This window comes from Pasteurella pantherarum (assembly GCF_049670885.1).
Taxonomy (GTDB): Bacteria; Pseudomonadota; Gammaproteobacteria; order Enterobacterales; family Pasteurellaceae; genus Pasteurella.
This window is the reverse complement of sequence record NZ_CP187173.1, coordinates 2,568,496-2,591,442: the sequence shown is the minus strand read 5'-3', so window position 1 is coordinate 2,591,442 and position 22,947 is coordinate 2,568,496. Positions and strand designations below refer to the sequence as shown.

General features: G+C 40.8%; 23 protein-coding genes and 1 other annotated feature. Of the genes, 15 read left to right on the top strand and 8 right to left on the bottom strand.

Going from position 1 to position 22,947, the window contains the following annotated elements:
* The 4 genes from rpsR to lexA form a co-directional block, all read right to left on the bottom strand.
* Positions 1 to 228: a 30S ribosomal protein S18 gene (gene rpsR, locus ACPEEM_RS12300; protein WP_005717555.1), complete on the bottom strand. Its 228-nt coding sequence runs from the start codon at positions 226 to 228 to the stop codon at positions 1 to 3.
* A 12-nt stretch (positions 229 to 240) separates the two neighbouring features.
* Positions 241 to 567 carry a primosomal replication protein N gene (gene priB / locus ACPEEM_RS12295; RefSeq protein WP_424402316.1) on the bottom strand — a complete coding sequence of 109 codons (327 nt, stop codon included), beginning with the start codon at positions 565 to 567 and terminating at the stop codon, positions 241 to 243.
* On the bottom strand, positions 554 to 931 hold the full coding sequence (gene rpsF / locus ACPEEM_RS12290) for a 30S ribosomal protein S6 (protein WP_046339564.1): 378 nt from the start codon (positions 929 to 931) through the stop codon (positions 554 to 556). The genes priB and rpsF overlap by 14 nt, the downstream gene beginning before the upstream one ends.
* Before the next feature lie 390 nt (positions 932 to 1,321).
* Entirely contained in the window at positions 1,322 to 1,960 is a 639-nt protein-coding gene (gene lexA / locus ACPEEM_RS12285; RefSeq protein WP_424402315.1) for a transcriptional repressor LexA, read from the bottom strand.
* A gap of 327 nt (positions 1,961 to 2,287) precedes the next feature.
* Here lexA and plsB point away from each other — a divergent pair, with 327 nt between their 5' ends.
* A complete protein-coding gene (gene plsB, locus ACPEEM_RS12280) occupies positions 2,288 to 4,717 on the top strand; it encodes a glycerol-3-phosphate 1-O-acyltransferase PlsB (protein ID WP_424402314.1) in 2,430 nt (809 codons plus the stop codon).
* Between the two features lie 112 nt (positions 4,718 to 4,829).
* On the opposite strand, the gene ffh is transcribed toward plsB, so the two are convergent.
* The gene (gene ffh, locus ACPEEM_RS12275) at positions 4,830 to 6,206 is read right to left on the bottom strand and encodes a signal recognition particle protein (protein WP_424402313.1); all 1,377 of its coding nucleotides are present in this window, start codon (positions 6,204 to 6,206) and stop codon (positions 4,830 to 4,832) included.
* 139 nt (positions 6,207 to 6,345) lie between these two features.
* On the opposite strand from ffh, the gene ACPEEM_RS12270 reads away from it, so the two are divergent.
* The 6 genes from ACPEEM_RS12270 to ACPEEM_RS12245 all read left to right on the top strand — a co-directional run bounded on the left by ACPEEM_RS12270 (position 6,346) and on the right by ACPEEM_RS12245 (position 11,066).
* Positions 6,346 to 7,149, top strand: coding sequence for a cytochrome C assembly family protein (locus ACPEEM_RS12270; protein ID WP_424402312.1), 804 nt, complete (start codon positions 6,346 to 6,348; stop codon positions 7,147 to 7,149).
* Positions 7,150 to 7,283: 134 nt separating this feature from the next.
* The gene (locus ACPEEM_RS12265) at positions 7,284 to 8,543 is read left to right on the top strand and encodes an HlyC/CorC family transporter (RefSeq protein WP_424402311.1); all 1,260 of its coding nucleotides are present in this window, start codon (positions 7,284 to 7,286) and stop codon (positions 8,541 to 8,543) included.
* A gap of 233 nt (positions 8,544 to 8,776) precedes the next feature.
* Positions 8,777 to 9,235 (top strand): TonB-system energizer ExbB, encoded by a 459-nt coding sequence (exbB, locus tag ACPEEM_RS12260; protein ID WP_424402310.1) that lies wholly within the window; start codon positions 8,777 to 8,779, stop codon positions 9,233 to 9,235.
* Positions 9,236 to 9,244: 9 nt separating this feature from the next.
* Complete coding sequence (exbD, locus tag ACPEEM_RS12255) at positions 9,245 to 9,634, top strand: TonB system transport protein ExbD (RefSeq protein WP_424402309.1); 390 nt, start codon at positions 9,245 to 9,247, stop codon at positions 9,632 to 9,634.
* Positions 9,631 to 10,401: an energy transducer TonB family protein gene (locus ACPEEM_RS12250; RefSeq protein ID WP_424402308.1), complete on the top strand. Its 771-nt coding sequence runs from the start codon at positions 9,631 to 9,633 to the stop codon at positions 10,399 to 10,401. The genes exbD and ACPEEM_RS12250 overlap by 4 nt, the downstream gene beginning before the upstream one ends.
* Positions 10,402 to 10,595: 194 nt before the next feature.
* Positions 10,596 to 11,066 carry a hypothetical protein gene (locus ACPEEM_RS12245; protein WP_424405315.1) on the top strand — a complete coding sequence of 157 codons (471 nt, stop codon included), beginning with the start codon at positions 10,596 to 10,598 and terminating at the stop codon, positions 11,064 to 11,066.
* Positions 11,067 to 11,221: 155 nt separating this feature from the next.
* Here the strand turns inward: ACPEEM_RS12245 and ACPEEM_RS12240 are convergent, their stop codons facing one another.
* Positions 11,222 to 11,995, bottom strand: a complete 774-nt coding sequence (locus ACPEEM_RS12240; protein WP_424402306.1) for a M48 family metallopeptidase — start codon at positions 11,993 to 11,995, stop codon at positions 11,222 to 11,224.
* Positions 11,996 to 12,065: 70 nt separating this feature from the next.
* Positions 12,066 to 12,593 (bottom strand): inorganic diphosphatase, encoded by a 528-nt coding sequence (ppa, locus tag ACPEEM_RS12235; protein WP_424402305.1) that lies wholly within the window; start codon positions 12,591 to 12,593, stop codon positions 12,066 to 12,068.
* A 202-nt stretch (positions 12,594 to 12,795) separates the two neighbouring features.
* Between ppa and mtr the strand changes: the two genes are divergently transcribed.
* From mtr to ACPEEM_RS12220, 3 genes are all read left to right on the top strand, one after another.
* On the top strand, positions 12,796 to 14,052 hold the full coding sequence (gene mtr, locus ACPEEM_RS12230) for a tryptophan permease (protein ID WP_424402304.1): 1,257 nt from the start codon (positions 12,796 to 12,798) through the stop codon (positions 14,050 to 14,052).
* 89 nt (positions 14,053 to 14,141) lie between these two features.
* A complete protein-coding gene (gene ushA, locus ACPEEM_RS12225; protein WP_424402303.1) occupies positions 14,142 to 15,791 on the top strand; it encodes a bifunctional UDP-sugar hydrolase/5'-nucleotidase UshA in 1,650 nt (549 codons plus the stop codon).
* A gap of 1 nt (position 15,792) precedes the next feature.
* On the top strand, positions 15,793 to 16,548 hold the full coding sequence (locus ACPEEM_RS12220; RefSeq protein ID WP_424402302.1) for a class I SAM-dependent DNA methyltransferase: 756 nt from the start codon (positions 15,793 to 15,795) through the stop codon (positions 16,546 to 16,548).
* Positions 16,549 to 16,600: 52 nt separating this feature from the next.
* Here the strand turns inward: ACPEEM_RS12220 and ACPEEM_RS12215 are convergent, their stop codons facing one another.
* On the bottom strand, positions 16,601 to 17,509 hold the full coding sequence (locus ACPEEM_RS12215) for a DUF1266 domain-containing protein (RefSeq protein ID WP_424405313.1): 909 nt from the start codon (positions 17,507 to 17,509) through the stop codon (positions 16,601 to 16,603).
* Positions 17,510 to 17,712: 203 nt separating this feature from the next.
* Positions 17,713 to 17,834, top strand: a sequence feature (His leader region).
* A 36-nt stretch (positions 17,835 to 17,870) separates the two neighbouring features.
* Between ACPEEM_RS12215 and hisG the strand changes: the two genes are divergently transcribed.
* The 5 genes from hisG (at position 17,871) to hisC (ending at position 22,890) form a co-directional block, all read left to right on the top strand.
* The gene (gene hisG / locus ACPEEM_RS12210) at positions 17,871 to 18,770 is read left to right on the top strand and encodes an ATP phosphoribosyltransferase (RefSeq protein WP_424402300.1); all 900 of its coding nucleotides are present in this window, start codon (positions 17,871 to 17,873) and stop codon (positions 18,768 to 18,770) included.
* A 219-nt stretch (positions 18,771 to 18,989) separates the two neighbouring features.
* Positions 18,990 to 20,270, top strand: a complete 1,281-nt coding sequence (hisD, locus tag ACPEEM_RS12205) for a histidinol dehydrogenase (RefSeq protein WP_424407238.1) — start codon at positions 18,990 to 18,992, stop codon at positions 20,268 to 20,270.
* 10 nt (positions 20,271 to 20,280) lie between these two features.
* Positions 20,281 to 20,832 (top strand): histidine phosphatase family protein, encoded by a 552-nt coding sequence (locus ACPEEM_RS12200; RefSeq protein ID WP_424405309.1) that lies wholly within the window; start codon positions 20,281 to 20,283, stop codon positions 20,830 to 20,832.
* Positions 20,832 to 21,821 carry a RhuM family protein gene (gene rhuM, locus ACPEEM_RS12195; protein WP_424405307.1) on the top strand — a complete coding sequence of 330 codons (990 nt, stop codon included), beginning with the start codon at positions 20,832 to 20,834 and terminating at the stop codon, positions 21,819 to 21,821. The genes ACPEEM_RS12200 and rhuM overlap by 1 nt, the downstream gene beginning before the upstream one ends.
* Positions 21,822 to 21,834: 13 nt before the next feature.
* Positions 21,835 to 22,890 (top strand): histidinol-phosphate transaminase, encoded by a 1,056-nt coding sequence (hisC, locus tag ACPEEM_RS12190; protein ID WP_424405305.1) that lies wholly within the window; start codon positions 21,835 to 21,837, stop codon positions 22,888 to 22,890.
* The last annotated feature ends 57 nt before the right edge of the window (positions 22,891 to 22,947 follow it).

Here is a 22,947-nt window from a genome sequence, read left to right as displayed (position 1 = left end):
TTACTGATGATTGTCAGTGTACGGAAGTAACGCTAAATAACGTGCACGTTTGATTGCACGCGCTAATTGACGTTGATACTTCGCACGAGTACCGGTAATACGGCTTGGAACAATTTTGCCGCTCTCTGTGATATAGTTCTTTAATGTAGCAACATCTTTATAATCGATTTCTACTACATTTTCCGCTGTGAAACGGCAGAACTTACGACGACGGAAATAACGTGCCATTTGGCTAGTCTCCTAATCTATAAATTCGATTTGCTCGGCATGTAACACTAATTGATTTAAGCCATTTGCGGCTTTATGAGAGCTTATAAACCCTACAACCAAAAGTTGACTGCCGACCGTAATGCTTTGAGTTTTTTCTATTAATTGATTGCCACTTATTTGGACTGGCATTTTACACCAAGCTTGGCGATTTAAGCCCGCTTCTTCTTGTATAGAACGATGTTCTAATAAAAATTGGCAGTGTCTAATCCCATTTGGGCTTTGGTGTCGTTTCGGTTGATTTGCCACAATGCCTATCAACGAAAAACGGTTATCAATTTTTAAATTACTCTTCAGCATCCTCAAAATCGTTGTTTTCAACTTCAGCTAAAGCTTTACGATCGTCTTTTGCTTTAACCATTGGGGACGCTTCTGTTACGGCGTGCTTAGTACGAATGATTACGTTACGAAGAACTGCGTCGTTGTAACGGAAAGTTGTTTCTAGCTCGTCGATGACTTCTTGAGGCGCTTCTACATTCATTAACACATAGTGTGCTTTGTGTAATTTGTTGATTGGGTACGCTAATTGGCGACGACCCCAATCTTCTAAGCGATGGATTTGACCGCCAGCTTCTTTAACAGAACCTGTATAACGTTCAATCATGCCTGGTACTTGTTCGCTTTGGTCCGGGTGAACCATAAACACGATTTCGTAGTGTCGCATTACTGCTCCTTACGGGTTAATCAGCCTCCGACTGTTAGACCAGCTACGCATCTGCGGAAGCAAGGAACGAAAATTCAATGTAGCTGTAAGGTGGTGAATTATACAGATAATTAACGTTTTTGCAATACAAAGTGCGGTGTGTTTTTGAATATTTTTTGTCGTCCTCGCTCTGCTGATTTATTTCATTCATCAAGGTAAATCACCCCTTATTTACGCCGAAATAAAAAAACACGCCACGCTCAATAAAAATGTAAAACATTCAAAAAAACCACCGCACTTTTCACTCTCACCATCCTTATCATCCTCAAGCTCATCGCAAGCAACTAGACGAGAAAACCTCATTGCGAGAACCTCATTGCGTTTAATGGCATTAAGTGGACAAAAATCGGATTACATCCAAGCGTTATTACGAATAATCCCGACTGCAATGCCTTCAATTTCAAAATTAGGTTGCTGATTTAAATCCACCACAATGGGGGCAAATTCTTCGTTTTCAGCGTGCAGATAAATCACGGAACCTTTACGTTCTAAACGCTTCACAGTGACCTCATCTTCAATGCGAGCCACGACAATTTGTCCATTATGCACATCTTTCGTGCTATGCACAGCTAACAGGTCGCCATCTAAAATGCCAATATCCTTCATGGATTGCCCATAAACTTTTAGCAAAAAGTCCGCTTGAGGTTTAAACATATTGGCATCTACTTTATAGGTGCCTTCAATATGCTGTTCGGCTAAAATAGGCTCACCTGCTGCCACGCGTCCAACAAGGGGCAATCCTTGACTGTCATTCTCGGTATTGTCATCTTCTAACAATAAACGAATGCCTCGGGAAGTGCCTGAAATAATTTCAATCACGCCTTTACGTGCCAAGGCTTTTAAATGTTCTTCTGCCGCATTCGGTGAACGAAACCCCAATTCTTTTGAAATTTCTGCTCGTGTTGGTGGCATACCTGTGGTTTCTAAATGACGTTTTAGCAAGTCATAAACTTCTTGCTGACGTGCAGTTAATGCTTTAAATGGCTTCATGCTAACCCCTGTTTTTTTATACAGAATAACTGTTATTATATACAGAAAGTCAGCACTTGCAATCTTTATCTTGATGATTAAACGCTTTCACTCAACAGGATTCTTTGCTAAACAAACTTCGTTCATCTTCTTTTCCATGCACCAGTGATTTCACCACAATGCCGAGCTGTTACCCTCGTAAAATTGATTTTCACTCAGTGATACCACACAAGACAGTACTCAAAATCTGAGCATACCTTCTTTATATACAACGACTAACGATTTTAAATTTTTATGGTAAACTAACGTAAATTTCTCGAATAAACCTATAAAGAACGGAACTTCATTATGTTTAGTTTTCTAAATATGTACCGCAAAGTATTGGAATTGCCTTTGTCTTTTTTAGTTAAAAATAATCCAATTCCACATGATCCTATCGAAGAACTGAAATTAAATACTGCCCAACCTGTGGTTTATGTATTGCCTTACACTTCGCAAACAGATCTGGTGATTTTTCGCAAAAACTGTCTAAGTGTGGGGTTGCCTGATCCATTAGAAAAGAACCATATTGAAAATAAAATCTTACCTAGATACGTATTCCTTGATGAGGGGCGTCATTTCTTTAAATCGAAAGGGGCAAAACAAGAAACCATTCACGTGTTTAATCAATATTTGGAATTACACCGCACATTAGCAGACCTTGATGTGCAACTGATCCCCGTTTCTGTACTTTGGGGACGCTCACCAGGTCATGAAAAACAATCCAATTTACCGCAATTACGTCTATTAAGTGGCATTCAAAAATGTATTGCGGCGGTCTGGTTTGGTCGTGATACCTTTGTCCGATTTTCTCAAGCCGTTTCATTACGCTATATGGTCAGTGAGCATGGTTCCGATCAATCCATCGCACAAAAATTAGCACGAGTGGCAAAAATTCACTTTTCCAAGCAACGCATTTCTGCCACAGGACCTCGCTTACCTAACCGTGAAGCAATGTTTAACAAGCTATTAGCCTCACCCACAATTTTGGAGGCAATCAAAGATGAAGTGAAAGCCAAAAATATCAGTGAGGAAAAAGCCACTCAAGAAGCGAAGAAAATCTTGGATGAAATTGCTGCCAACGTCAATTATGAAGGGTTACGTGTTGCTGATCGTTTCTTACGTTGGTTATGGAATAAACTTTACCAAGGCATTGATGTACAAAATGCCGATCGTGTACGTAAACTTGCCTTAGATGGGCATGAAATTGTTTATGTTCCTTGCCACCGTAGTCATATTGACTATTTATTACTCTCTTATGTGCTATACCATCAAGGCTTAGTGCCACCCCATATTGCAGCGGGCATTAACCTGAATTTCTGGCCTGTTGGTGGCATGTTCCGCCGAGGTGGGGCATTTTTTATTCGTCGTACCTTTAAAGGTAACCGTTTATATTCCACCATTTTCCGTGAATACCTCGCCGAACTCTTTCATCGTGGTTATTCGGTGGAATATTTCATTGAAGGGGGACGCTCACGCACAGGGCGTTTACTTGCCCCGAAAACGGGCATGATGTCCATGACCTTACAAGCGTTATTACAAGGGCAAACTCGCCCGATTTCTATTGTCCCCGTCTATGTAGGATATGAGCATGTGCTGGAAGTGGATACTTATGCCAAAGAACTTCGTGGTGCCGTGAAAGAAAAAGAAAATGCAGGCTTGGTGCTGCGAGTGATCAAAAAACTTCGTAACCTTGGCAAAGGTTATGTCAACTTTGGTGAACCCATCACACTGAGCAACTATCTCAACCAATACTATCCAGAATGGAAAGAGCATACACAGTCTGAAGAACGCCCACAATGGTTCAACCAAGCGGTAGATAGTGTGTCAAATCAGGTGATGATCAATATTAACAAGGCTGCAGCCGTCAATGCCATGAACCTCACAGGCACTGCATTGTTATCTTCACGTCAGCGTGCCCTTTCTCGTGAACAATTGTTAGAACAATTAGCAAGTTATCAACAATTCTTGCAAAATGCCCCTTATTCGTCAGATATTGTGGTGCCGACAGAATCCCCAGAAGCAATGTTAGAACATATTTTAACGTTAGAGCGAGTTGGGATTATTGTGGAAAAAGATAATTTTGGTGAAATCGTTCGTTTAGAACGTAATTCAGCCGTATTGATGACTTACTACCGTAACAATATTCAACACTTATTTGTGTTACCTTCCTTAGTGGCAAGCATCGTGTTGCATTATGAAGCCATGCAAAAACCTCTTGTCTTAGAAGCGGTGAGTAAAATTTATCCATTCCTGAAAAGTGAATTATTCCTCACCTTCTCGCAAGAAGAACTAAAAGAACGGATTAATCAAATTATTGCGGAATTCCAACGTCAAGATATCCTCAAGTGCAATGCGAATATGATATCCATTAACAAACCTCGTGTTCGTATCTTACAACTGTGGTCTTCTGGCGTGCGTGAAATTTTACAACGCTACTATATTACCGTCAGCATTCTGTTAAAAGAACCCGCCATGCCTCGTGCTACTCTTGAAAAAGACAGCCAATCTGTGGCACAACGTTTATCGGTATTACATGGGATCAATGCCCCCGAATTTTTTGATAGAGCCGTTTTTGCCGCCTTTATTGGTAGCCTCAAACAAGAAGGTTATTTCAATGATGACGGGATAGCCGATACGCAAAAACTCGGTGAAATTGCAGGAATTCTCAACCAAGTGATCTCCACCGAAGTATGCCTAACCATTAAAGGGGCAATTGCGAAAATAGAAGAAGAGTAAACAAACAGAAACCGCATCTCAAAAAAAGTGCGGTCAAAATTAAGATTTTTTTGACCGCACTTTTCTTCATTCAGATAAAAAGGGAAAGTGTTCGTTTCCCTCTTTGGCTTAATTAACGTCTAAACATCCCGCCTAGACCACCAAGTCCGCCCATCATGCCTTGCATGCCTCGCATCATTTTTGCCATGCCACCTTTTCGCATTTTTTTCATCATGCGTTGCATTTCATCGAATTGTTTAAGCAATTTATTCACATCTTGCACTTGTGTGCCAGATCCCATCGCAATACGACGACGGCGTGATCCTTTGATGATGTCTGGGTTAGCACGCTCTTTTAATGTCATGGAATTAATAATGGCTTCCATTTTGTTGAACATTTTGTCGTCCACTTTATTTTTAATATGGTCAGGTAAATTTTTTGCCCCTGGCAATTTATCTAGCATAGACATCATGCCGCCCATATTTTTCATTTGAATCAACTGTTCACGGAAATCTTCAAGGGTAAAATCATCGCCTTTTTTGAATTTTTGAGCCATTTTTTCGGCTTTTTCACGATCCACCGAACGCTCAAGATCTTCAATCAAAGACAGCACATCCCCCATACCCAAAATGCGAGAAGCCACACGCTCAGGGTGGAAAGGTTCTAACGCCTCCGTTTTTTCTCCCACCCCTAAAAATTTAATAGGTTTACCCGTGATTTGACGAATAGATAACGCCGCACCGCCTCGTGCATCGCCATCGACTTTGGTTAACACCACCCCTGTTAAAGGCAAGGCTTCATTGAAGGCTTTTGCAGTGTTGGCAGCATCTTGCCCTGTCATGGCATCAACGGTGAAAAGGGTTTCAATAGGATTTAATGCTCCATGGATTTGCTTGATTTCCTCCATCATTTCACCGTCTACATGAAGGCGACCTGCCGTATCCACAATGAGCACATCATAAAATTTTAATTTGGCTTCTGCTAATGCCGCTTGGGCAATCGCCACAGGATTTTGCGAGACATCAGAGGGGAAGAAGTCGGCTCCAACGGCTTGAGCAAGGGTTTCTAATTGTTTGATCGCAGCTGGACGGTAAACGTCGGCAGAAACCACCAAGACTTTTTTCTTATGACGTTCTTTTAAAAATTTTGCCAGTTTTCCTACGCTAGTTGTTTTACCCGCCCCTTGCAAACCAGCCATTAAAATCACCGCTGGGGGCTGAGTCGAAAGATTTAAACTTTCATTGGCTTCACCCATTGCCGCTTCAAGCTCAGCTTGCACGATCTTAACGAATTCTTGACCTGGCGTGAGGCTTTTATTGACTTCCACCCCAATTGCACGTTCTTTGACTTTACTAATAAAATCACGTACCACAGGTAACGCCACATCCGCCTCAAGCAATGCCATCCGCACTTCACGTAGTGTTTCTTTAATATTTTCTTCCGTTAAACGACCACGCCCGCTAATATTTCTTAGCGTTTTTGACAGGCGATCCGACAAATTCTCAAACATTCATTTTTCCTATTTAATCTGCAAAAAATTGCCTTAATTATACTGAAATCCCGTAGATTTTCATCATTTGAAATAAATTTATAGCGATTTGAAAGAGAGATAGTTAGAATAAATCAATTATCACTATGAGGAAATTGCAATGTGGCTGGTCATTATTTCAGTATTTTTTTATCTTTTTAGCTTATTACTGATTACCCCAATGCTCCTCAAATCCCAATCTGGCGAAGATACACACAAACCGAATCAACGCTTATTTTTTTCCACAGCTTGGTTCGCCATTCTCTTACATAGTTGGAGTTTAGCCCCACTTTTGACCCATTTAGTGTCAGGACAAAATTTTACGGTAATGGAAATTGGTTCGTTAATCAGTTTAATGATGGCGTTTCTGGCAACGGTCGCCATGCTATTTCAAATCCGAACCCTGTGGTTTTTACTGCCTTTTATTTATAGTTTTGCGATCATCAATTTGCTTGTTGCCACCTTATTACCTCGTCATTTTCTCTATCATTTAAGTGAAAATATTGCTTTGTTTTTACATGTCGCATTATCACTTTTTACCTATGCCGTTTGTTTTATCGCTGCACTTTACTCGATCCAAATTTTATGGATTGACCACAGCCTGAAAAATAAAAAACTCGCATTCTCCCCGATTATTCCCCCTTTAATGACGGTGGAACGCCACTTTTTTCGTTTATTATTGACAGGTGAGATTTTACTCACAATTGTGCTGATTTCAGGTTCCTTTCATTTAGCCAAAACCTTTGCCCCACAAGATATTCAAAAAGCGGTGTTTTCTTTTTTCGCTTGGGTGGTCTTTAGCATTGCCCTCGTTGGACATTGGAAATACCATTGGCGAGGCAAACGGATGGTCATTTATGCGATTATCGGCATGATCCTCCTCACCATTGCGTATTTTGGTAGTCGCGTCATGCTTGAAATATAAACAATATTTCTTTATGCTTATGTTCGCCAAAAGGGCGGTTAAAAAATAAGAAAAAGCACCGCACTTTTCCCATTTTATGGTGGCTAACCATTTTAATTTTATTGAATTTTGATTAACTCACAAAAGGATGCATTTTGGACAGTATTCCCCTTAGTACCCTCTTTATTACACTCATCATTTTACTTATTATCTCTGCCTATTTTTCGGGTTCCGAAACAGGTTTATTAGCAGCGAATCGCTATCGTCTTCGCCACTTAGCCGAGAAAGGGCATAAAGGGGCAAAAAAAGCAGAAAAACTGCTCAAAAAAACAGATGTCTTGCTCAGCCTGATTTTGATTTGCAATAACTTGGTCAATATTAGTGCCTCTGCTATCACAACCATTATTGGTATGCGGTTATATGGCGATGCTGGTGTGGCGATTGCAACAGGGGTGCTCACCTTTATTATGCTGATTTTTGCTGAAATTTTACCGAAAACCATTGCCGCACGTTACCCCGAAAAAGTGGCATTTACCTCAAGCCATTTGCTGTCCGTTTTTTTACGTTTTTTTATCCCCGTTGTGTATTTGATCAACTTGATTATCCAAGGGATTTTAAGTTTATTGCGGTTGAAATCAGAAAATAAAGTCCATTCCCTTAGCCCTGAAGAATTGCGTGCGATTGTCAATGAATCAGGCAAATTTATTCCCTCTGCACACCAAGAAATGCTTCTTTCCATCCTTGATCTAGAAGAAGTAACCGTCGACCACATTATGGTGCCACGCAATGATATTGGCGGGATTGATATTGATGATGATTGGAAATCCATTATGCGTCAGCTGAATCATGCCGCCCATGGTCGAGTGGTGCTCTACAAAGGGAGTATGGACGAAAATATTTTGGGTATGTTGCGGGTTCGAGAAGCCTATCGTTTAATGCTAGATAAAAATGAATTCACAAAAGAAACCTTAATTCGGGCAGCAGATGAAGTCTATTTCATTCCTGAAGGCACCGCACTGAATGCACAGCTCCTTAATTTCCGCAATAATAAAGAACGCATTGGTTTAGTGGTAGATGAATATGGTGATATTAAAGGTTTAGTCACGCTTGAAGATATTTTAGAGGAAATTGTCGGCGAATTTACCACCTCAACCGCACCTTCTATTGATGAAGAAGTCGTACAACAATCCGACGGTTCACTCATTATTGAAGGGTCTGCTAACTTACGGGATCTGAATAAGTTATTTGACTGGAATTTAGATACGGAAGAAGCCCGCACCTTCAATGGGCTTATTTTAGAACATTTAGAAGAAATCCCTGAAGAAGGCACGGTTTGCGAGATTAATGGCTTACAAATCACTATCTTAGAGGTAGGTGATAACATGATCAAGCAGGCAAAAGTCGTCAAAATTTAACCGCACTTTGAAAACTCGTAAAAGATTAACCACTGTATTTTACGAGTTTTCTTTCTCCTTATTACTTGCTAATTTATATCATTTTTCAACCAATAACCCACACCTTATATATTGTTTTTTTATTTACCTCTCTTTTTTCTTTATGCTAGAATCTTGCAATTGAAATTAATTCTCAATAACGTATAATAAGCAAGCTTATTTTTCGCTACAAATTAATTAAAGGATGTTTAGGTATGCCACAATTATTCCAATTCTTACAACAATATATTGACTATATTATTTTAGGTTTACTGGCTTTCATGAGCTTTATTATGGTCTGGTTTGTGATTGAACGTTTCTTATTTTTAAACCGAGTCAATGTCGCGGCTTATGATAACGTACATGAACTTGAAATTGATTTACAACGCAATCTCACCACTATTTCTACCATTGGTTCAAACTCCCCTTATGTCGGTCTATTAGGTACGGTTATCGGGATTCTTTTAACATTCTATGAATTAGGTCATTCTGGTGGTGAAATTGATGCGGCGGCGATCATGGTGCATTTATCCCTCGCCTTAAAAGCCACTGCCGTGGGGATTTTAGTCGCCATTCCATCCATGGTTTTTTATAACGGTTTAGGGCGTAAAGTCGAAGTGAATCGCCTGAAATGGTTTGCCCTCAACGAGAAAAAAGCCAAACAACAAGACTAGGGGATAATCATGAAAAAGTTTGATGAAATCAACATTATCCCTTTTATCGACATTATGTTGGTATTACTCGCCATTGTACTGATTACTGCCTCCTTTATTTCCCAAGGGAAAATTCAAGTGAATGTACCTAAAGCGAGTTCAACGGTGGCATTTCGCTCCGATGATTTAGCAAAACTCCTCACTGTTACCGAAAACGGTGACATCTTCTTCAATGATCAACCTATCAGTGTAGAAGCATTAGAAAAAGAAATCAGCTCTTGGCCAAAAGATCAAAAAGTGACGTTAAAAGTGGATGCCAAATCTACATTCCAAGACTTTGTTTCTATTACTGATATGATGGCAAAAAACGAAATCAAAAACGTTGCCATTGTTACTGTTAAAGAAAAGGCTACTCAATGATAGATAAAAGTCGTTCTTTCATCGGTTTTGCCATTTCATTGCTTTTTCACGCAAGCTTTGTTTCTTTCCTTTATTGGATTGTGCAGAAAGACGATGACAGTGCAAATGGCTTTGCCGCTGATACCATATCCACCCATATTTCAATGGAAATGCTGGCAGCAACGGTGTTAGCCGAACCTGAGCCTGAACCAGAACCGCCTGCTGCTGAACCAGAACTCGCCAAAGAAGAAATTCCTGATCCGACGGTGAAACCTGAACCACCGAAAGAAGTCGAAAAACCAAAAGAAAAGCCGAAGGAAAAACCAAAGGAAAAACCGAAAGAAAAGCCAAAAGAAAAACCGAAGAAACCGAAAAAAGATCCGAGAGACTTACCAAAATCAGATCGTCAAATTGATTCGGATTCTTCCATCAATCAGGCGGCAACGACAACGGGTAATGTCACGAGCAACAACCCTAATTTAGTCGGTAAAGGCACAAGCACCAATGAAGTCAATGCTTATCGTTCCGCTTTACGCCGAGAAATTGAAAAGCACAAGCGTTATCCAAATCGTGCACGCATGATGCGTAAACAAGGTGTGGTCACTGTCACATTCCATATTAATAATGCTGGGGTGATCAGCAATGCGAGGATCACAAAATCTTCAGGTTCAGAAGAACTGGATAATGCGGCATTGGTTGCGGTCAATAACGCCCGCCCAATTGGTCCAATCCCTGCAGGGATGGCAAATGAAGTGAGTGTCCCTGTCAGCTTCAAAATCACTAATTAATCTAAAAGTGCGGCAAAAATGACCGCACTTTTTTCTATCTGTGAGCACGACTATGCCCTTATTCCTTCGATAAGGCCTCTTTCCCAGTGTTTTCGTCTATTTCACCTTATTCACCTGAAAACGTTTGATCATTACCTCTCTTATGAGGATAATGCCAGCGTTGCTTTTACTTCATTCAGATCATGAGGAACAAGATGACAGAAAAAAGAATTGCTCAAATCAGTGTATTTCTCAGTGCGGTGATAATAGCTATTTATGCCATATTAAGTAGCTATCTCTCTAACCGTGATTTAAACCTTTCTCACGCAGATAGCTTGTATTTTGCTTGGTCAAATCTTCTTGCTTTGTTACTGCCATTTCTTTGTGCCATACTGCCTTATCTTTTCGTCCGCCCTGCTGCCGTGACAGGCAGTGCGTTATCTGCTTTCGGATTATTTCTTTTCTTTGTAATCACAACTAGCACAATGGCTGATCCCAAAGGGGCAGCGACAATGTGGGTGGTGTATTTTTTCTGGTTGATCGGTGCCGCACTGGCGGGGATTTATCCTGCCTTATTTAAACCCCACTTTTTTATTAAAACTGCCACTCGAGCATGGGTATTGAGTAGCCTGTTCACTTTGGTCATCAGTTTTGTGATTGGTTTTAGCATAAGCCAATTGTTCTAATAAAAAGAATGGTGAGCAAGTGGCAAAACGCCCAGTTATGTCTTGTGATAAAACAACCTGTACGCCACAGCATGGAAAGGGGCGATGCCCAGAGAAAAATGGGACGTGTCTATTACACGTCCCATGCTTATTTATTTGGATCCATCATTGACGGATTATTTTTTCGATTTTTGGTAAAGTGCAATCGCTTCAGGCATTAAACGGAGTAAATTTTGTTGGCGATCTTCATCACTCGGGTGAGTTGACGACAATGCCGCTAACACGCTTTTTGAACCTTGCGAAGCCTGTTGCATTTTTTGCCATAATTTTGGTGCCGCTTCTGGATTAAAACCCGATTTTGCCATCAGCATTAATCCGACTTCATCGGCTTCTGTTTCATTACTACGAGAATAAGGTTTATCCAATGCCCACTCTTTAGTTAACCCCACCACCAACGCACTACCATCAGAACCAATTTGGGTGGATAACGCTACATGAGCCACTTGTGCTAACACATTGGTAAATTGCCCTACATTCACTTTTTTCTTGCCATGCTCTTTTAAAGCATGTGCCATTTCATGCCCCATCACGGTGGCAATTTCATCATTCGTTAATTTTAGGCTATCAACTAGTCCTGTATAAAATGCCATTTTACCGCCTGGCATTGCCCACGCATTCAATTCTTTCGATTTAATTACGCTGATCTGCCAATCAAAAGGATAACCTGTATGGTTTTCTTGATTTGCATAAGGCACCATTTTTTTAAATACCGTATGAATACGTTTTGCGGTAGATGAGCTCGTATCTAACACACCTTGACTACGTGCTTGACTCACTGTTTGTAAATAAGAAGAGGCTGATTGCTGGTTAATACTCGCGGAATCAGCACAAGCATTTAAAAATAGTGCTACTGAGGAAGCCAGTAGCATTTTTTTTGTTAACTTAATCATAAAGCCCTCGCTCAATTTTAAATTTAAATAAAAAAAATACCACTCCTTAAAGTGGTATTTAGAATATAAATTATTTTTTCGCACGCTCAAAAGACTCTAAAATTTCTTTACGTGCAGCATCAACGCCTTCCCAGCCGTCAACTTTCACCCATTTCCCAGCTTCTAATGCTTTGTAGTTTTCAAAGAAATGTTGAATTTGTGCTTTTAATAACGCAGGTAAGTCATTAACATCTTTAATGTGATCATATTCTTTAGTTAATTTGCTGTGTGGAACCGCCACCACTTTCGCATCACTTCCCGCTTCGTCCGTCATTTTTAATACACCAACTGGACGACAACGAATCACAGAACCTGGTTGTAATGGATATGGCGTTGGAACTAATACATCAACAGGGTCACCATCTAAAGAAAGGGTGTTATTCACATAGCCATAATTTGCTGGATAGAACATGGCAGTCGCCATAAAACGGTCAACAAATAATGAACCACTTTCTTTATCCACTTCATACTTAATTGGATCGGAATTTGCAGGAATTTCAATAACCACATAAATATCATCTGGTAATTCTTTACCTGCTGGAACTGTTTCTAAACCCATTTTTCTATTCCTTATTTCAAGTTAATTGTAAACGAAACTAGCCAATTATAGCCTTATTTTGAGGAAGTTGTCGAGATATCGCCTTGAGACATTGCCGAAGTGAGAAAAATCACATGCCGTCTTTACAAAAAATCTATTGCTTTTTACTTTTGCACTATTAAAATAGTGCAAATTTCTTTTTAATCACATTGTAGGATTTCTTATGACAACTCGAAAATTGCCATCCTTATTAGGTGGTGCAATGATTATTGCAGGCACCGCAATTGGTGCAGGTATGCTCGCCAACCCAACGGCAACAGCGGGCGTTTGGTTTATCGGCTCTCTTCTTTTATTAGCCTACACTTGGTTTTGTATGACCACATCGGGCTTAATGATCCTTGAAGCTAACTTACATTATCCCACGGGAGCCAGTTTTGACACCATTGTGAAAGATTTGCTAGGTAAACGTTGGAACTTGCTCAATGGGTTATCCATTGCCTTCGTTTTATATATTTTAACCTATGCCTATATCACCTCTGGCGGAGGCATCACGCAAAATCTCTTAAATCAACTCTTCAGTAGCCCTGAAAGTGCGGTGGATATTGGACGTGGTTTTGGATCACTGATTTTCTGTTTGGTGTTAGCCGCATTTGTTTGGCTATCGACCAAAGCAGTGGATCGTTTTACAACCGTACTGATTGGCGGCATGATCATCGCTTTTGTGTTATCGACCAGTGGGCTAATTAGCTCCGTGAAAAGCGACGTGTTATTCAATCACCTCGCACAAGGTGAAACGCAATATGTGCCTTATATTCTCACCGCCTTGCCTGTTTGTTTAGTGTCTTTCGGTTTCCATGGGAATGTGCCGAGCTTGGTGAAATACTACGATCGCCATGCGAAATCTGTTGTTAAAGCCATTTTTCTTGGTACAGGTATTGCATTAGTGATCTATATTTTCTGGCAACTTGCCGTTCAAGGGAATTTACCTCGTCACCAATTTGCCCCAGTCATTGAAAAAGGGGGGGACATTGCCGCATTACTCCAAGCTTTATCTCAATATATTCAAACAGATTATATTGCTATCGTGCTCAACTTTTTTGCTTATATGGCAATTGCTAGCTCATTTTTAGGTGTCAGCTTAGGTTTATTCGATTACATTGCCGATTTATTGAAATTTGATGACAGCCTCGCAGGCAGAACAAAAACCACCTTAATCACCTTTTTGCCACCACTATTATTAAGCCTGCAATTTCCTTATGGCTTTGTGATCGCAATTGGTTATGCTGGTTTAGCCGCAACCATTTGGGCAGCCATCGTGCCTGCCTTATTAGCCAAAGCAACACGCCAACGCTTTCAAGAAAGCTCGTACCGTGTGTATGGTGGTAATTTTATGATTTATTTCATCATCCTCTTTGGTGTGTTAAATATTGTGGCTCAAGTTGCCGCACAATTTGGTGTATTACCTACATTTTTGGCTTAAACATCAAAAATTTAGTGAAAAAATACTTGGCTTGATACAAATTTTTGAGTATATAGTTAATGGATTTTTTATCTCTAGAGAGGTTTACCATGAAAACATTAGCAAAATTTAGTGCAATCGCATTGTCATTAGGGTTAATGGGGCAAGCCTATGCTTATACCCAAGACAAAACCTACAATATTACTGTGTTACACGCCAATGACACACACGGTCATTTCTGGAAAAACAGTAAAGGTGAGTATGGTTTTGCAGCTCATAAAACCTTAATTGATAACATTCGTAAAGAAGTTGAAAGCAAAGGCGGTTCTGTGGTGTTACTGCATGCGGGAGACTACAACACTGGCGTGCCAGAATCCGATATGCAAAATGCAAAACCTGATATCGAAGGCATGAACATGATTGGGTATGATGTCGCCGTGCTCGGTAACCATGAATTTGATTTCCCAATGCAATTGCTCGAAATGCAAGAAAAGTGGGCAAAATTCCCGATTATTTCAGCCAACGTCATCAATAAGCGAACCAACAAACCACTGGTCAAACCTTATGTGATGTTAAAGAGAGATGATCTCAAAATTGCTGTAGTGGGCTTAACCACAGAAGACACAGCAAAATTAGGCAATCCTGATGTGGTCAACCATGTCATTTTCAAAAACCCAATCGAAACAGCGAAAAACACCTTAGCAGAAATCAACAAAACGGAAAAACCCGATATCCGTATTGCCCTAACCCACATGGGCTACTATTTCAACGGGAAACATGGTCACAATGCACCGGGTGATGTCACCATGGCACGCACCTTAGACAAAGGGGCATTTGATTTAATTATCGGCGGCCATACCCATGACACCGTGTGTATTGATGCCCAAGGTCAATTCAAAATGAAATACACCCCAGGTGAAGAATGTAAACCAGATTTCCAAAACGGCACTTGGATTGTCCAAGCAGGCGAATGGGGTAAATACATCGGTCGTGCTGATTTTGAATTCAAAAATGGTAAAACTCACTTAGTGAAATATGAGTTAATCCCAATTAACTTAAAACACAAAGTCAAATTAGAAGACGGTAAATCCGAATACAAACTTTACCAACCTGAAATTGCAGAAGATCCTGCGGTATTCGCACATTTAAAAACCTACCAAGATGAAGGGGATCGCTTATTAGGTGTGAAAGTGGGTGAAGTGAAAGGCAAATTTGTAGGTGATCGTAAAATTATCCGTTTCCATCAAACTAACTTAGGCCGTCTCATTGCACAATCACAAATGGAACGTGTCAAAGCTGATATTGGTATCGTCAACTCAGGCGGTGTACGTGATGATATCAATGAAGGGGAAACAACATACAAAGATATTCTCACCGTGCAACCTTTCGGGAACATGATTGCCACCGTAGACTTCACAGGACAAGAGCTTTTAGACTACCTCAATGTTGTCGCTCTAAAACCTGTTGATAGCGGTGCATACCCACAATTTGCAGGGCTTTCCATGGTGGTTGACCGTACGGCACAAAAAGTGTCTGATGTCAAAGTCGGTGGTAAACCATTAGAGTTAAACAAAACCTATAAAATCTCTATTCCAGACTACTGTGCTGGCGGTGGAGATGGCTACCCTGTCTTGAAAAAACACCCAAGCTATGTCAATACTGGCTTTATTGATGCAGAGATGTTGAAAAAATACTTTGAAGAAAACAAAGTATTAGATGCCTCTAAATACGATCCAAAAGACGATATCATCTTCAAATAAGATGACTGCAAAAAGCGTCTATGATGCCCCGCAATTTTTTGAGCTTTATCAAAAGTTGCGGGGAAATCCCATCAGTTTAAATGAAATCGTAGAAAAGCCGACCATGTTGTCTTTACTGCCCGATCTACGCAATAAAAAATTGCTCGATCTTGGCTGTGGCACAGGTGGTCATCTGCAACTTTATTTACAACGTCATGCCCACTTTGTCGTGGGCATTGACCTTTCTCAAAATATGCTTAAACAGGCTGAACATGATCTTACAAAACATGTTCAAAATCGACCGCACTTTTCCTTGTACCAACTTTCCATGGAGCAACTTGCTGATTTACCTGAAAAGGATTTTGATGTCATCACCAGCTCTTTCGCTTTTCATTATGTGCAGAATTTCACAAAGTTATTGCAAGATATCTATGAGAAACTCAACCCGAACGGCTATCTGATTTTTTCGCAAGAACATCCGATTGTCACCTGTTATCAAGCTGGTGATCGTTGGGAAAAAGATCACAATAAATGCCAAGTGGCTTATCGTCTGAATTATTATCGAGATGAAGGAGAACGAGATCGCAATTGGTTTAAACAACCCTTTAAAACCTATCATCGCACCACGGCAACCATCATTAACGCCTTAATTCAAACCGGTTTTCAAATTGAACACATCGCCGAACCCATGCTTGCCGATCAACCTGAATGGCATCATGAATTTAAAGATCTACAACATCGCCCCGTCTTATTATTTGTGAAAGCAAAGAAAAAATAACCAATTGAATACTAGGTGAATACTAAGGCAATTGGTTATTTTCATGACAGATTTAGAAATGACTTCTCACTAATGGACTAACTCGGTTTTCTAAACATTCTTTTACACAAAGCACTCTCTCTCGTATAAAATATCTCGCTTGTTCAGTAGATATCGCCCAAATCATAAAAGAAACTAAATAAGAATAGGCTAGTTCTTGCCAATTTCTATAATTTGCCCCAATACATTCTCCCACAGCAGATAATACTTGGCGTAATTCACCTTCATCAATATATCCACAGGCATAACTTGCTCTTGCTACCCAAACAAGTCTGATTAAATGGAAGCCTGCTGTATTTGTTTGCTTGTCTTTTGGATCAAAATGCATGCCAAATTCAGTGATTTGATGATCGATTTCTTCAATATCCGCAGAGGCTATCACCTCAAGATCATTATCGACAGATTCCCAAAGGGCACTAAGGGTTTCAAGGGCTGATTCTTTATCCTTAACCTCCCAAGATAATTCAAAACTATCCTTCAACCCACCAGTGATGAAGGGATCAGACGCATATTCCAACGCATTAACATAAAAGTAGTCTCTAGCTTCAATTTTATATTCTGGTTGGAAATAAGGATTCTCAGCAAGTTTTTTAAGATTCTTATTATCTGAAATGGCTATACAACTAGATTCATATAAAACACTCGCAAGAACGGCTCTTTCTTCGTTAGCATTATTAATGGGTAATTTTGGCGTTTTTGTATATAGTATTTGGAAAGGGACTTTCACATCTGAATTTTCCATGATTTTCTTAATCACCTCCCAAATTGCATGCAGAACCACATAAATTCCGAATATAGCAATGATGATAATCGGCAACCATTTACCAAGAAAAGTGGCATTCTCGAGTGTGGCATAAAGACCAAGTTCAAACATGACATACCATAAAATGCTAAAAATCATGAGACTTCGTACAAATTTCATATTGTGTTCCTTAAGTTCAAATTTCCTTCACTCTACCATAATTTCTCAAAAAAAAAACAATACAAACTGAACAAGTTTCTTTAGGTTTTTCATTTTATTGATGAATAAAAATTCAAAAAAATACTTGCCAAGCCAATTTTTTTGCAGTAATTTGAATAGCAATTAACCAATAAGGAAACCAACATGAATTTCAATCGTATTGCTCATCATCACCATCACTCCTGATTATCTTTCGGGTGTTTATGGTGCTTGGAAGATAATAAATCTTCCGAGCAGTGCGAAACAAAAAACCAAGCCTCTCGGACATTTTCGAGGGGCTTTTTTATAAGTAAAAATTCACAACATCAAACAGGATAAGATTATGATTGAAAGTAAAAGACTACGGATTGCGATGCAAAAATCAGGACGTTTAAGTCAAGAATCCCAAGCCTTACTCAAACAATGTGGGGTAAAAATTAATCTGCAAGAACAACGCCTTATCGCTTATGCGGAGAATATGCCGATCGATATTTTGCGAGTGCGTGATGATGATATCCCAGGTTTAGTGTTTGATGGTGTGGTGGATCTCGGCATCGTAGGCGAAAATGTGCTCGAGGAAGAAGAATTGGCTCGACTCGCCGCCGGTGAGCCTGCAAATTACCGTATGCTTCGCCGTTTAGATTTTGGCGGCTGCCGACTTTCTCTCGCCGTGCCACAAGATGAAACTTATCACGGTATTCACGATCTCAAAAATGCTCGCATTGCCACCTCTTATCCAAATTTACTCAAACGTTATATGCAAGAACAAGGCGTTGACTTCAAAACTTGTTCACTCACAGGCTCCGTAGAAGTAGCACCACGAGCAGGACTTGCCGATGCCATTTGTGATTTGGTGTCTTCTGGGGCAACGTTAGAAGCCAACGGCTTAAAAGAAGTGGAAGTGATTTATCGATCTAAATCTTGCTTAATTCAACGTGCGGCTGATCTCAATTCTGAAAAACAAGCCCTCGTGAATAAACTGCTCACTCGAATTCAAGGGGTGCAACAAGCTCGAGAATCAAAATACATCATGTTACACGCATCAAAAGATCGTTTAGAAGACGTCATTGCACTGTTACCAGGTGCCGAACGCCCAACTATTTTACCGCTCGCACATGATGAAAATCGTGTCGCTATGCACATGGTCAGCCAAGAGGCCCTATTTTGGGAAACCATGGAACAACTCAAAGAAGCTGGTGCCAGCTCTATTTTAGTATTACCGATTGAGAAAATGATGGAATAGCTTGTTACTTTTCTTTGCTTTGCCAAAGAAAAGTAACCAAAAGAAAGGCAACCCTACTTCGTTGCTATTCCGCTCTTAGATGAAATTTTTTTAACGGTTAATTTTGCAACTCGCCAACTTCGTTGGCTCAAACACTCAAAATTAACCTAAAAATTTCATCACAAGCGGGCAACTCAGAAGGGAAAATAAATTCAACAAATAGTGAAATTAGGATACAAGATGCAAACGCTTATTTGGAACCAACTTACTTCAGTAGAAAAACAAACCGCACTTTCACGCCCAGCCCAGACGGTGGGTAGTCAAATTACCGCAGCGGTGGAGGCGATTAAAGCGGATGTGTTGACACAGGGCGATGCGGCGTTATTCGCATTAAGTGAAAAATTCGACAAGGTCAAATTGAGTAGTTTGGTGATTTCTCAAGCAGAAATTGCGGCGGCAAGCGGTCGGATTTCCCCTGAATTACGCCAAGCCATTCAAACCGCCAAAGGCAATATTGAACGCTTCCACCAAGCACAGCAACTGCAAGAAGTGGATATCGAAACTCAAACGGGTGTGCGTTGCCAAGTACTCACACGCCCCATTGAAAAAGTGGGCTTGTATATCCCTGGTGGTTCAGCCCCGTTATTTTCCACCGTGCTCATGCTTGCCGTGCCTGCCAAAATCGCAGGTTGCAAAACCATCGTACTTTGCTCGCCACCACCCATTGCCGATGAAATTCTTTACACCGCAAATTTATGTGGTGTAGAAACCATTTATGCCATTGGTGGTGCACAAGCCATTTTTGCCATGGCAAACGGCACAGAAACCGTGCAAAAAGTGGATAAAATTTTCGGACCGGGCAACGCTTTTGTAACCGAAGCCAAACGCCAAGTGTTACAACAAGGCACCGCCATTGATATGCCCGCTGGCCCTTCCGAAGTGTTGGTGATTGCCGATAAATTCGCCGATCCTGATTTTGTAGCAAGCGATTTACTTTCCCAAGCCGAACACGGTGCCGACAGCCAAGTGATTTTAGTGACAGATTGCGAAACTTTAGCAAAACAGACCGCACTTTCCATTGAGGAACAGTTGGCTCGTTTACCAAGAGCGGAAACCGCACGCAAAGCCCTCGCCCACAGCCGCACCTTTATTGCCAAAGATCGACAACAATGTGTGGACATCAGCAACGCCTACGCCCCCGAACACTTGGTGGTGCAAGTGGAAAATGCCCGTGAATTGCTGCCATTGTTAGACAACGCAGGATCCATTTTCTTAGGTGCCTATTCCCCTGAAAGTATGGGCGACTACGCCAGTGGCACCAACCACGTTCTGCCTACATACGGCTACACCCGCACCCATTCCAGCCTTGGACTAGCGGATTTCAGCAAGCGAATGACCGTGCAAGAACTTAGCCCCCAAGGCTTCACCGACCTTGCCCAAACCGTGATGTTAATGGCAGCGGCAGAACAGTTAGAGGCACATAAGCAAGCGGTGGCGATTAGGTTGAGTAAATTAGTATAGATGAATAACAATGAATAAAATTGTCTTAATTCGACACGTAACGCCTTTAGTTAATCACTCCCGTTGTGCTTATCAAGAAGCTAAAAAACGTTTAGAGGAATATGACAATACGGAAAAATTGGATTTCACAGAAATCAATTCGCAGGAAATAAGTGAAATGCATTTAAATCTAGAGACGATTTATAGCTCATCACTCATTAGAGCACGAAAAACTGCTGAATATTTGTTTCCAAATAAAACCATTATGACCACTGAACAACTGGTTGAGTTTAATCTAGCTATTTTTCCGATACCTCTTTTAAAGTTATCCTTTAAAAATTGGTTGTTAATTTCTCGAATTTTATGGTTATTAGGAATAAATAAAAGCCAACGAAATTTAACGCAGGAAAAAAAACGAATTAATCAATTTATTCAAGAAAATTTAAATAAAAATTGTATTATTGTAGCTCACGGTTTTGTATTAAATGAAATTAAATCACATTTAATAAAAAATGGGTTCAACATGACAACAGCTAAAAAACAAGGATGTTTTAGTATCACTATATTGGAAAGGAAAATGTGATGAAAAACCAAATCCAACTCTACGCTAGCGAAGACGGCAAAATTGCATTACAGGTTTCTTTTGAACAGGAAACGGTGTGGCTAAGTCTAGATCAAATGGTTACGCTATTTGGTCGAGATAAATCGGTGATTTCTCGTCATATTCGAAATATCTTTTTGGAAGAAGAATTAGTGCGAGATTCAGTTGTTGCAAAAAATGCAACAACTGCCGCCGATGGAAAAACTTACCTCGTGGATTACTACAACTTAGACGTTATCATCTCAGTTGGCTATCGAGTAAAATCCAAGCGAGGCGTGCAATTCCGCCAGTGGGCAACGCAAACCCTAAAACAATTTTTAGTGCAGGGGTATGCGATCAATGAACGTCGCTTACAGGAAAAAGGTGTGGAATTTAGCCAAGCGGTGGCATTATTAAGTCGCACGCTGACAAACCAAGCCTTCGTCAACGACGATGGACAAGCGGTGATTAGCGTCGTGCAGGATTACGCTCGCACGTGGAGCTTGTTGCAGGCATATGATGAACAAAGTTTAAGTGCTAATCCACTGAAACAGCCTGATATGAAACCGCTTATCTTTGATGAAGTGTTGCAAGCCATTGAGCAATTAAAGCAAACCTTGATTGAAAAAGGGGAAGCGACGGCGTTGTTTGGTCAATTACGTTCCGATGGGTTGGCGTCAGCGATCAATACCATTGAACAAGGATTTGGTGATGAATGGTTTTACCCCAACGTTGCCAGCCGTGCTGCCCACTTGCTGTATTTTGTCATCAAAAACCATCCGCTTTCCGATGGAAACAAACGCACAGGATCCTTTTTGTTTTTGTGGTATTTACGCCTCAACCAAGCCTTATTAGCCAAACCCGTTGAGCAACTGATTAACGATAACACCTTGGTGGCATTAGCACTTTTAGTGGCAGAAAGCCTGCCAGAACAAAAAGAATTGATGATTAAACTTATCGAACACTTTATTTTATTAAAAGAACGAAATTAAACAGGAAAACACAATGTCAATTTCATCACTTTCACGCAAAAATATTCAAGCCTTAACGCCCTATCAATCGGCTCGGCGATTAGGGGGCAAGGGCGATATTTGGTTAAATGCCAATGAATACCCAACCTCGCCCGATTTTGATTTAACCCAACGCACCTTTAACCGCTACCCTGAACCCCAGCCACAAGCGGTGATTGAAGGCTATGCCAATTACGCTGGTGTTTCCCCTGAAAATGTTCTCGTCAGCCGTGGGGGCGATGAAAGTATCGAGCTGATTATTCGTGCCTTTTGTGAAGCCGACGACAGCGTGCTGTATTGCCCACCAACCTACGGAATGTATGCCGTGAGTGCGGAAACCTGCGGTATCACCTTAAAAACCGTGCCACTGACTGCGGATTTCCAACTGAATTTAGCCGAAATCGAACGCAATTTGGCGGACGTGAAAGTGGTGTTTGTGTGTAGCCCGAATAATCCAACGGGTACATTAGTGAATCGTGAAGATTTATTAGCCTTATTAGAAATGACGAAAAACAAAGCCATTGTGGTGGTGGATGAAGCCTATATCGAATTCTGCCCCCAAGCCACAATGGCAACGGAGCTGAAACATTATCCGCATCTCGCCATTATCCGCACCCTGTCCAAAGCCTTTGCCTTGGCTGGCTTACGTTGTGGTTTTACCCTTGCCAACCCAGAATTGATCAACGTGCTACAAAAAGTCATCGCCCCTTACCCTTTGCCCGTGCCGGTGGCGGATATTGCCGCCCAAGCCTTGCAACCAGCTGGGATTGAGGCAATGCAACAACGTGTGGCAGAAATTTTACAAAATCGCACCGCACTTGAAGCTGAACTCCGTACATTGCCTTGTGTGGAAAAGGTCTTTGCAAGCGACGGCAACTATCTATTAGTGAAATTCCAAGACGGGCAAAAAATCTTTAACGCTCTATGGGATCAAGGCATTATCCTACGCAATCAACACAAGGCGTTAATGCTAGAAAACTGCATTCGTATCACCATTGGTACTGCGGAAGAAAACCAAGCAGTGGTTGAGGCGATACGCAAAGTCGCCTAAAGACAAACAAAAGACAACGAAAATAAAAAACAGATCGCAACCTAGTCCTACTTCTCT

Coding starts and splice junctions, on each gene's coding strand:
- rpsR (WP_005717555.1), bottom strand. CDS start 228: ATGGCACGTTATTTCCGTCGTCGTAAGTTCTGCCGTTTCACAGCGGAA.
- priB (WP_424402316.1), bottom strand. CDS start 567: ATGCTGAAGAGTAATTTAAAAATTGATAACCGTTTTTCGTTGATAGGC.
- rpsF (WP_046339564.1), bottom strand. CDS start 931: ATGCGACACTACGAAATCGTGTTTATGGTTCACCCGGACCAAAGCGAA.
- lexA (WP_424402315.1), bottom strand. CDS start 1,960: ATGAAGCCATTTAAAGCATTAACTGCACGTCAGCAAGAAGTTTATGAC.
- plsB (WP_424402314.1), top strand. CDS start 2,288: ATGTTTAGTTTTCTAAATATGTACCGCAAAGTATTGGAATTGCCTTTG.
- ffh (WP_424402313.1), bottom strand. CDS start 6,206: ATGTTTGAGAATTTGTCGGATCGCCTGTCAAAAACGCTAAGAAATATT.
- ACPEEM_RS12270 (WP_424402312.1), top strand. CDS start 6,346: ATGTGGCTGGTCATTATTTCAGTATTTTTTTATCTTTTTAGCTTATTA.
- exbB (WP_424402310.1), top strand. CDS start 8,777: ATGCCACAATTATTCCAATTCTTACAACAATATATTGACTATATTATT.
- exbD (WP_424402309.1), top strand. CDS start 9,245: ATGAAAAAGTTTGATGAAATCAACATTATCCCTTTTATCGACATTATG.
- ACPEEM_RS12250 (WP_424402308.1), top strand. CDS start 9,631: ATGATAGATAAAAGTCGTTCTTTCATCGGTTTTGCCATTTCATTGCTT.
- ACPEEM_RS12245 (WP_424405315.1), top strand. CDS start 10,596: ATGACAGAAAAAAGAATTGCTCAAATCAGTGTATTTCTCAGTGCGGTG.
- ACPEEM_RS12240 (WP_424402306.1), bottom strand. CDS start 11,995: ATGATTAAGTTAACAAAAAAAATGCTACTGGCTTCCTCAGTAGCACTA.
- ppa (WP_424402305.1), bottom strand. CDS start 12,593: ATGGGTTTAGAAACAGTTCCAGCAGGTAAAGAATTACCAGATGATATT.
- mtr (WP_424402304.1), top strand. CDS start 12,796: ATGACAACTCGAAAATTGCCATCCTTATTAGGTGGTGCAATGATTATT.
- ushA (WP_424402303.1), top strand. CDS start 14,142: ATGAAAACATTAGCAAAATTTAGTGCAATCGCATTGTCATTAGGGTTA.
- ACPEEM_RS12220 (WP_424402302.1), top strand. CDS start 15,793: ATGACTGCAAAAAGCGTCTATGATGCCCCGCAATTTTTTGAGCTTTAT.
- ACPEEM_RS12215 (WP_424405313.1), bottom strand. CDS start 17,509: ATGAAATTTGTACGAAGTCTCATGATTTTTAGCATTTTATGGTATGTC.
- hisG (WP_424402300.1), top strand. CDS start 17,871: ATGATTGAAAGTAAAAGACTACGGATTGCGATGCAAAAATCAGGACGT.
- hisD (WP_424407238.1), top strand. CDS start 18,990: ATGCAAACGCTTATTTGGAACCAACTTACTTCAGTAGAAAAACAAACC.
- ACPEEM_RS12200 (WP_424405309.1), top strand. CDS start 20,281: ATGAATAAAATTGTCTTAATTCGACACGTAACGCCTTTAGTTAATCAC.
- rhuM (WP_424405307.1), top strand. CDS start 20,832: ATGAAAAACCAAATCCAACTCTACGCTAGCGAAGACGGCAAAATTGCA.
- hisC (WP_424405305.1), top strand. CDS start 21,835: ATGTCAATTTCATCACTTTCACGCAAAAATATTCAAGCCTTAACGCCC.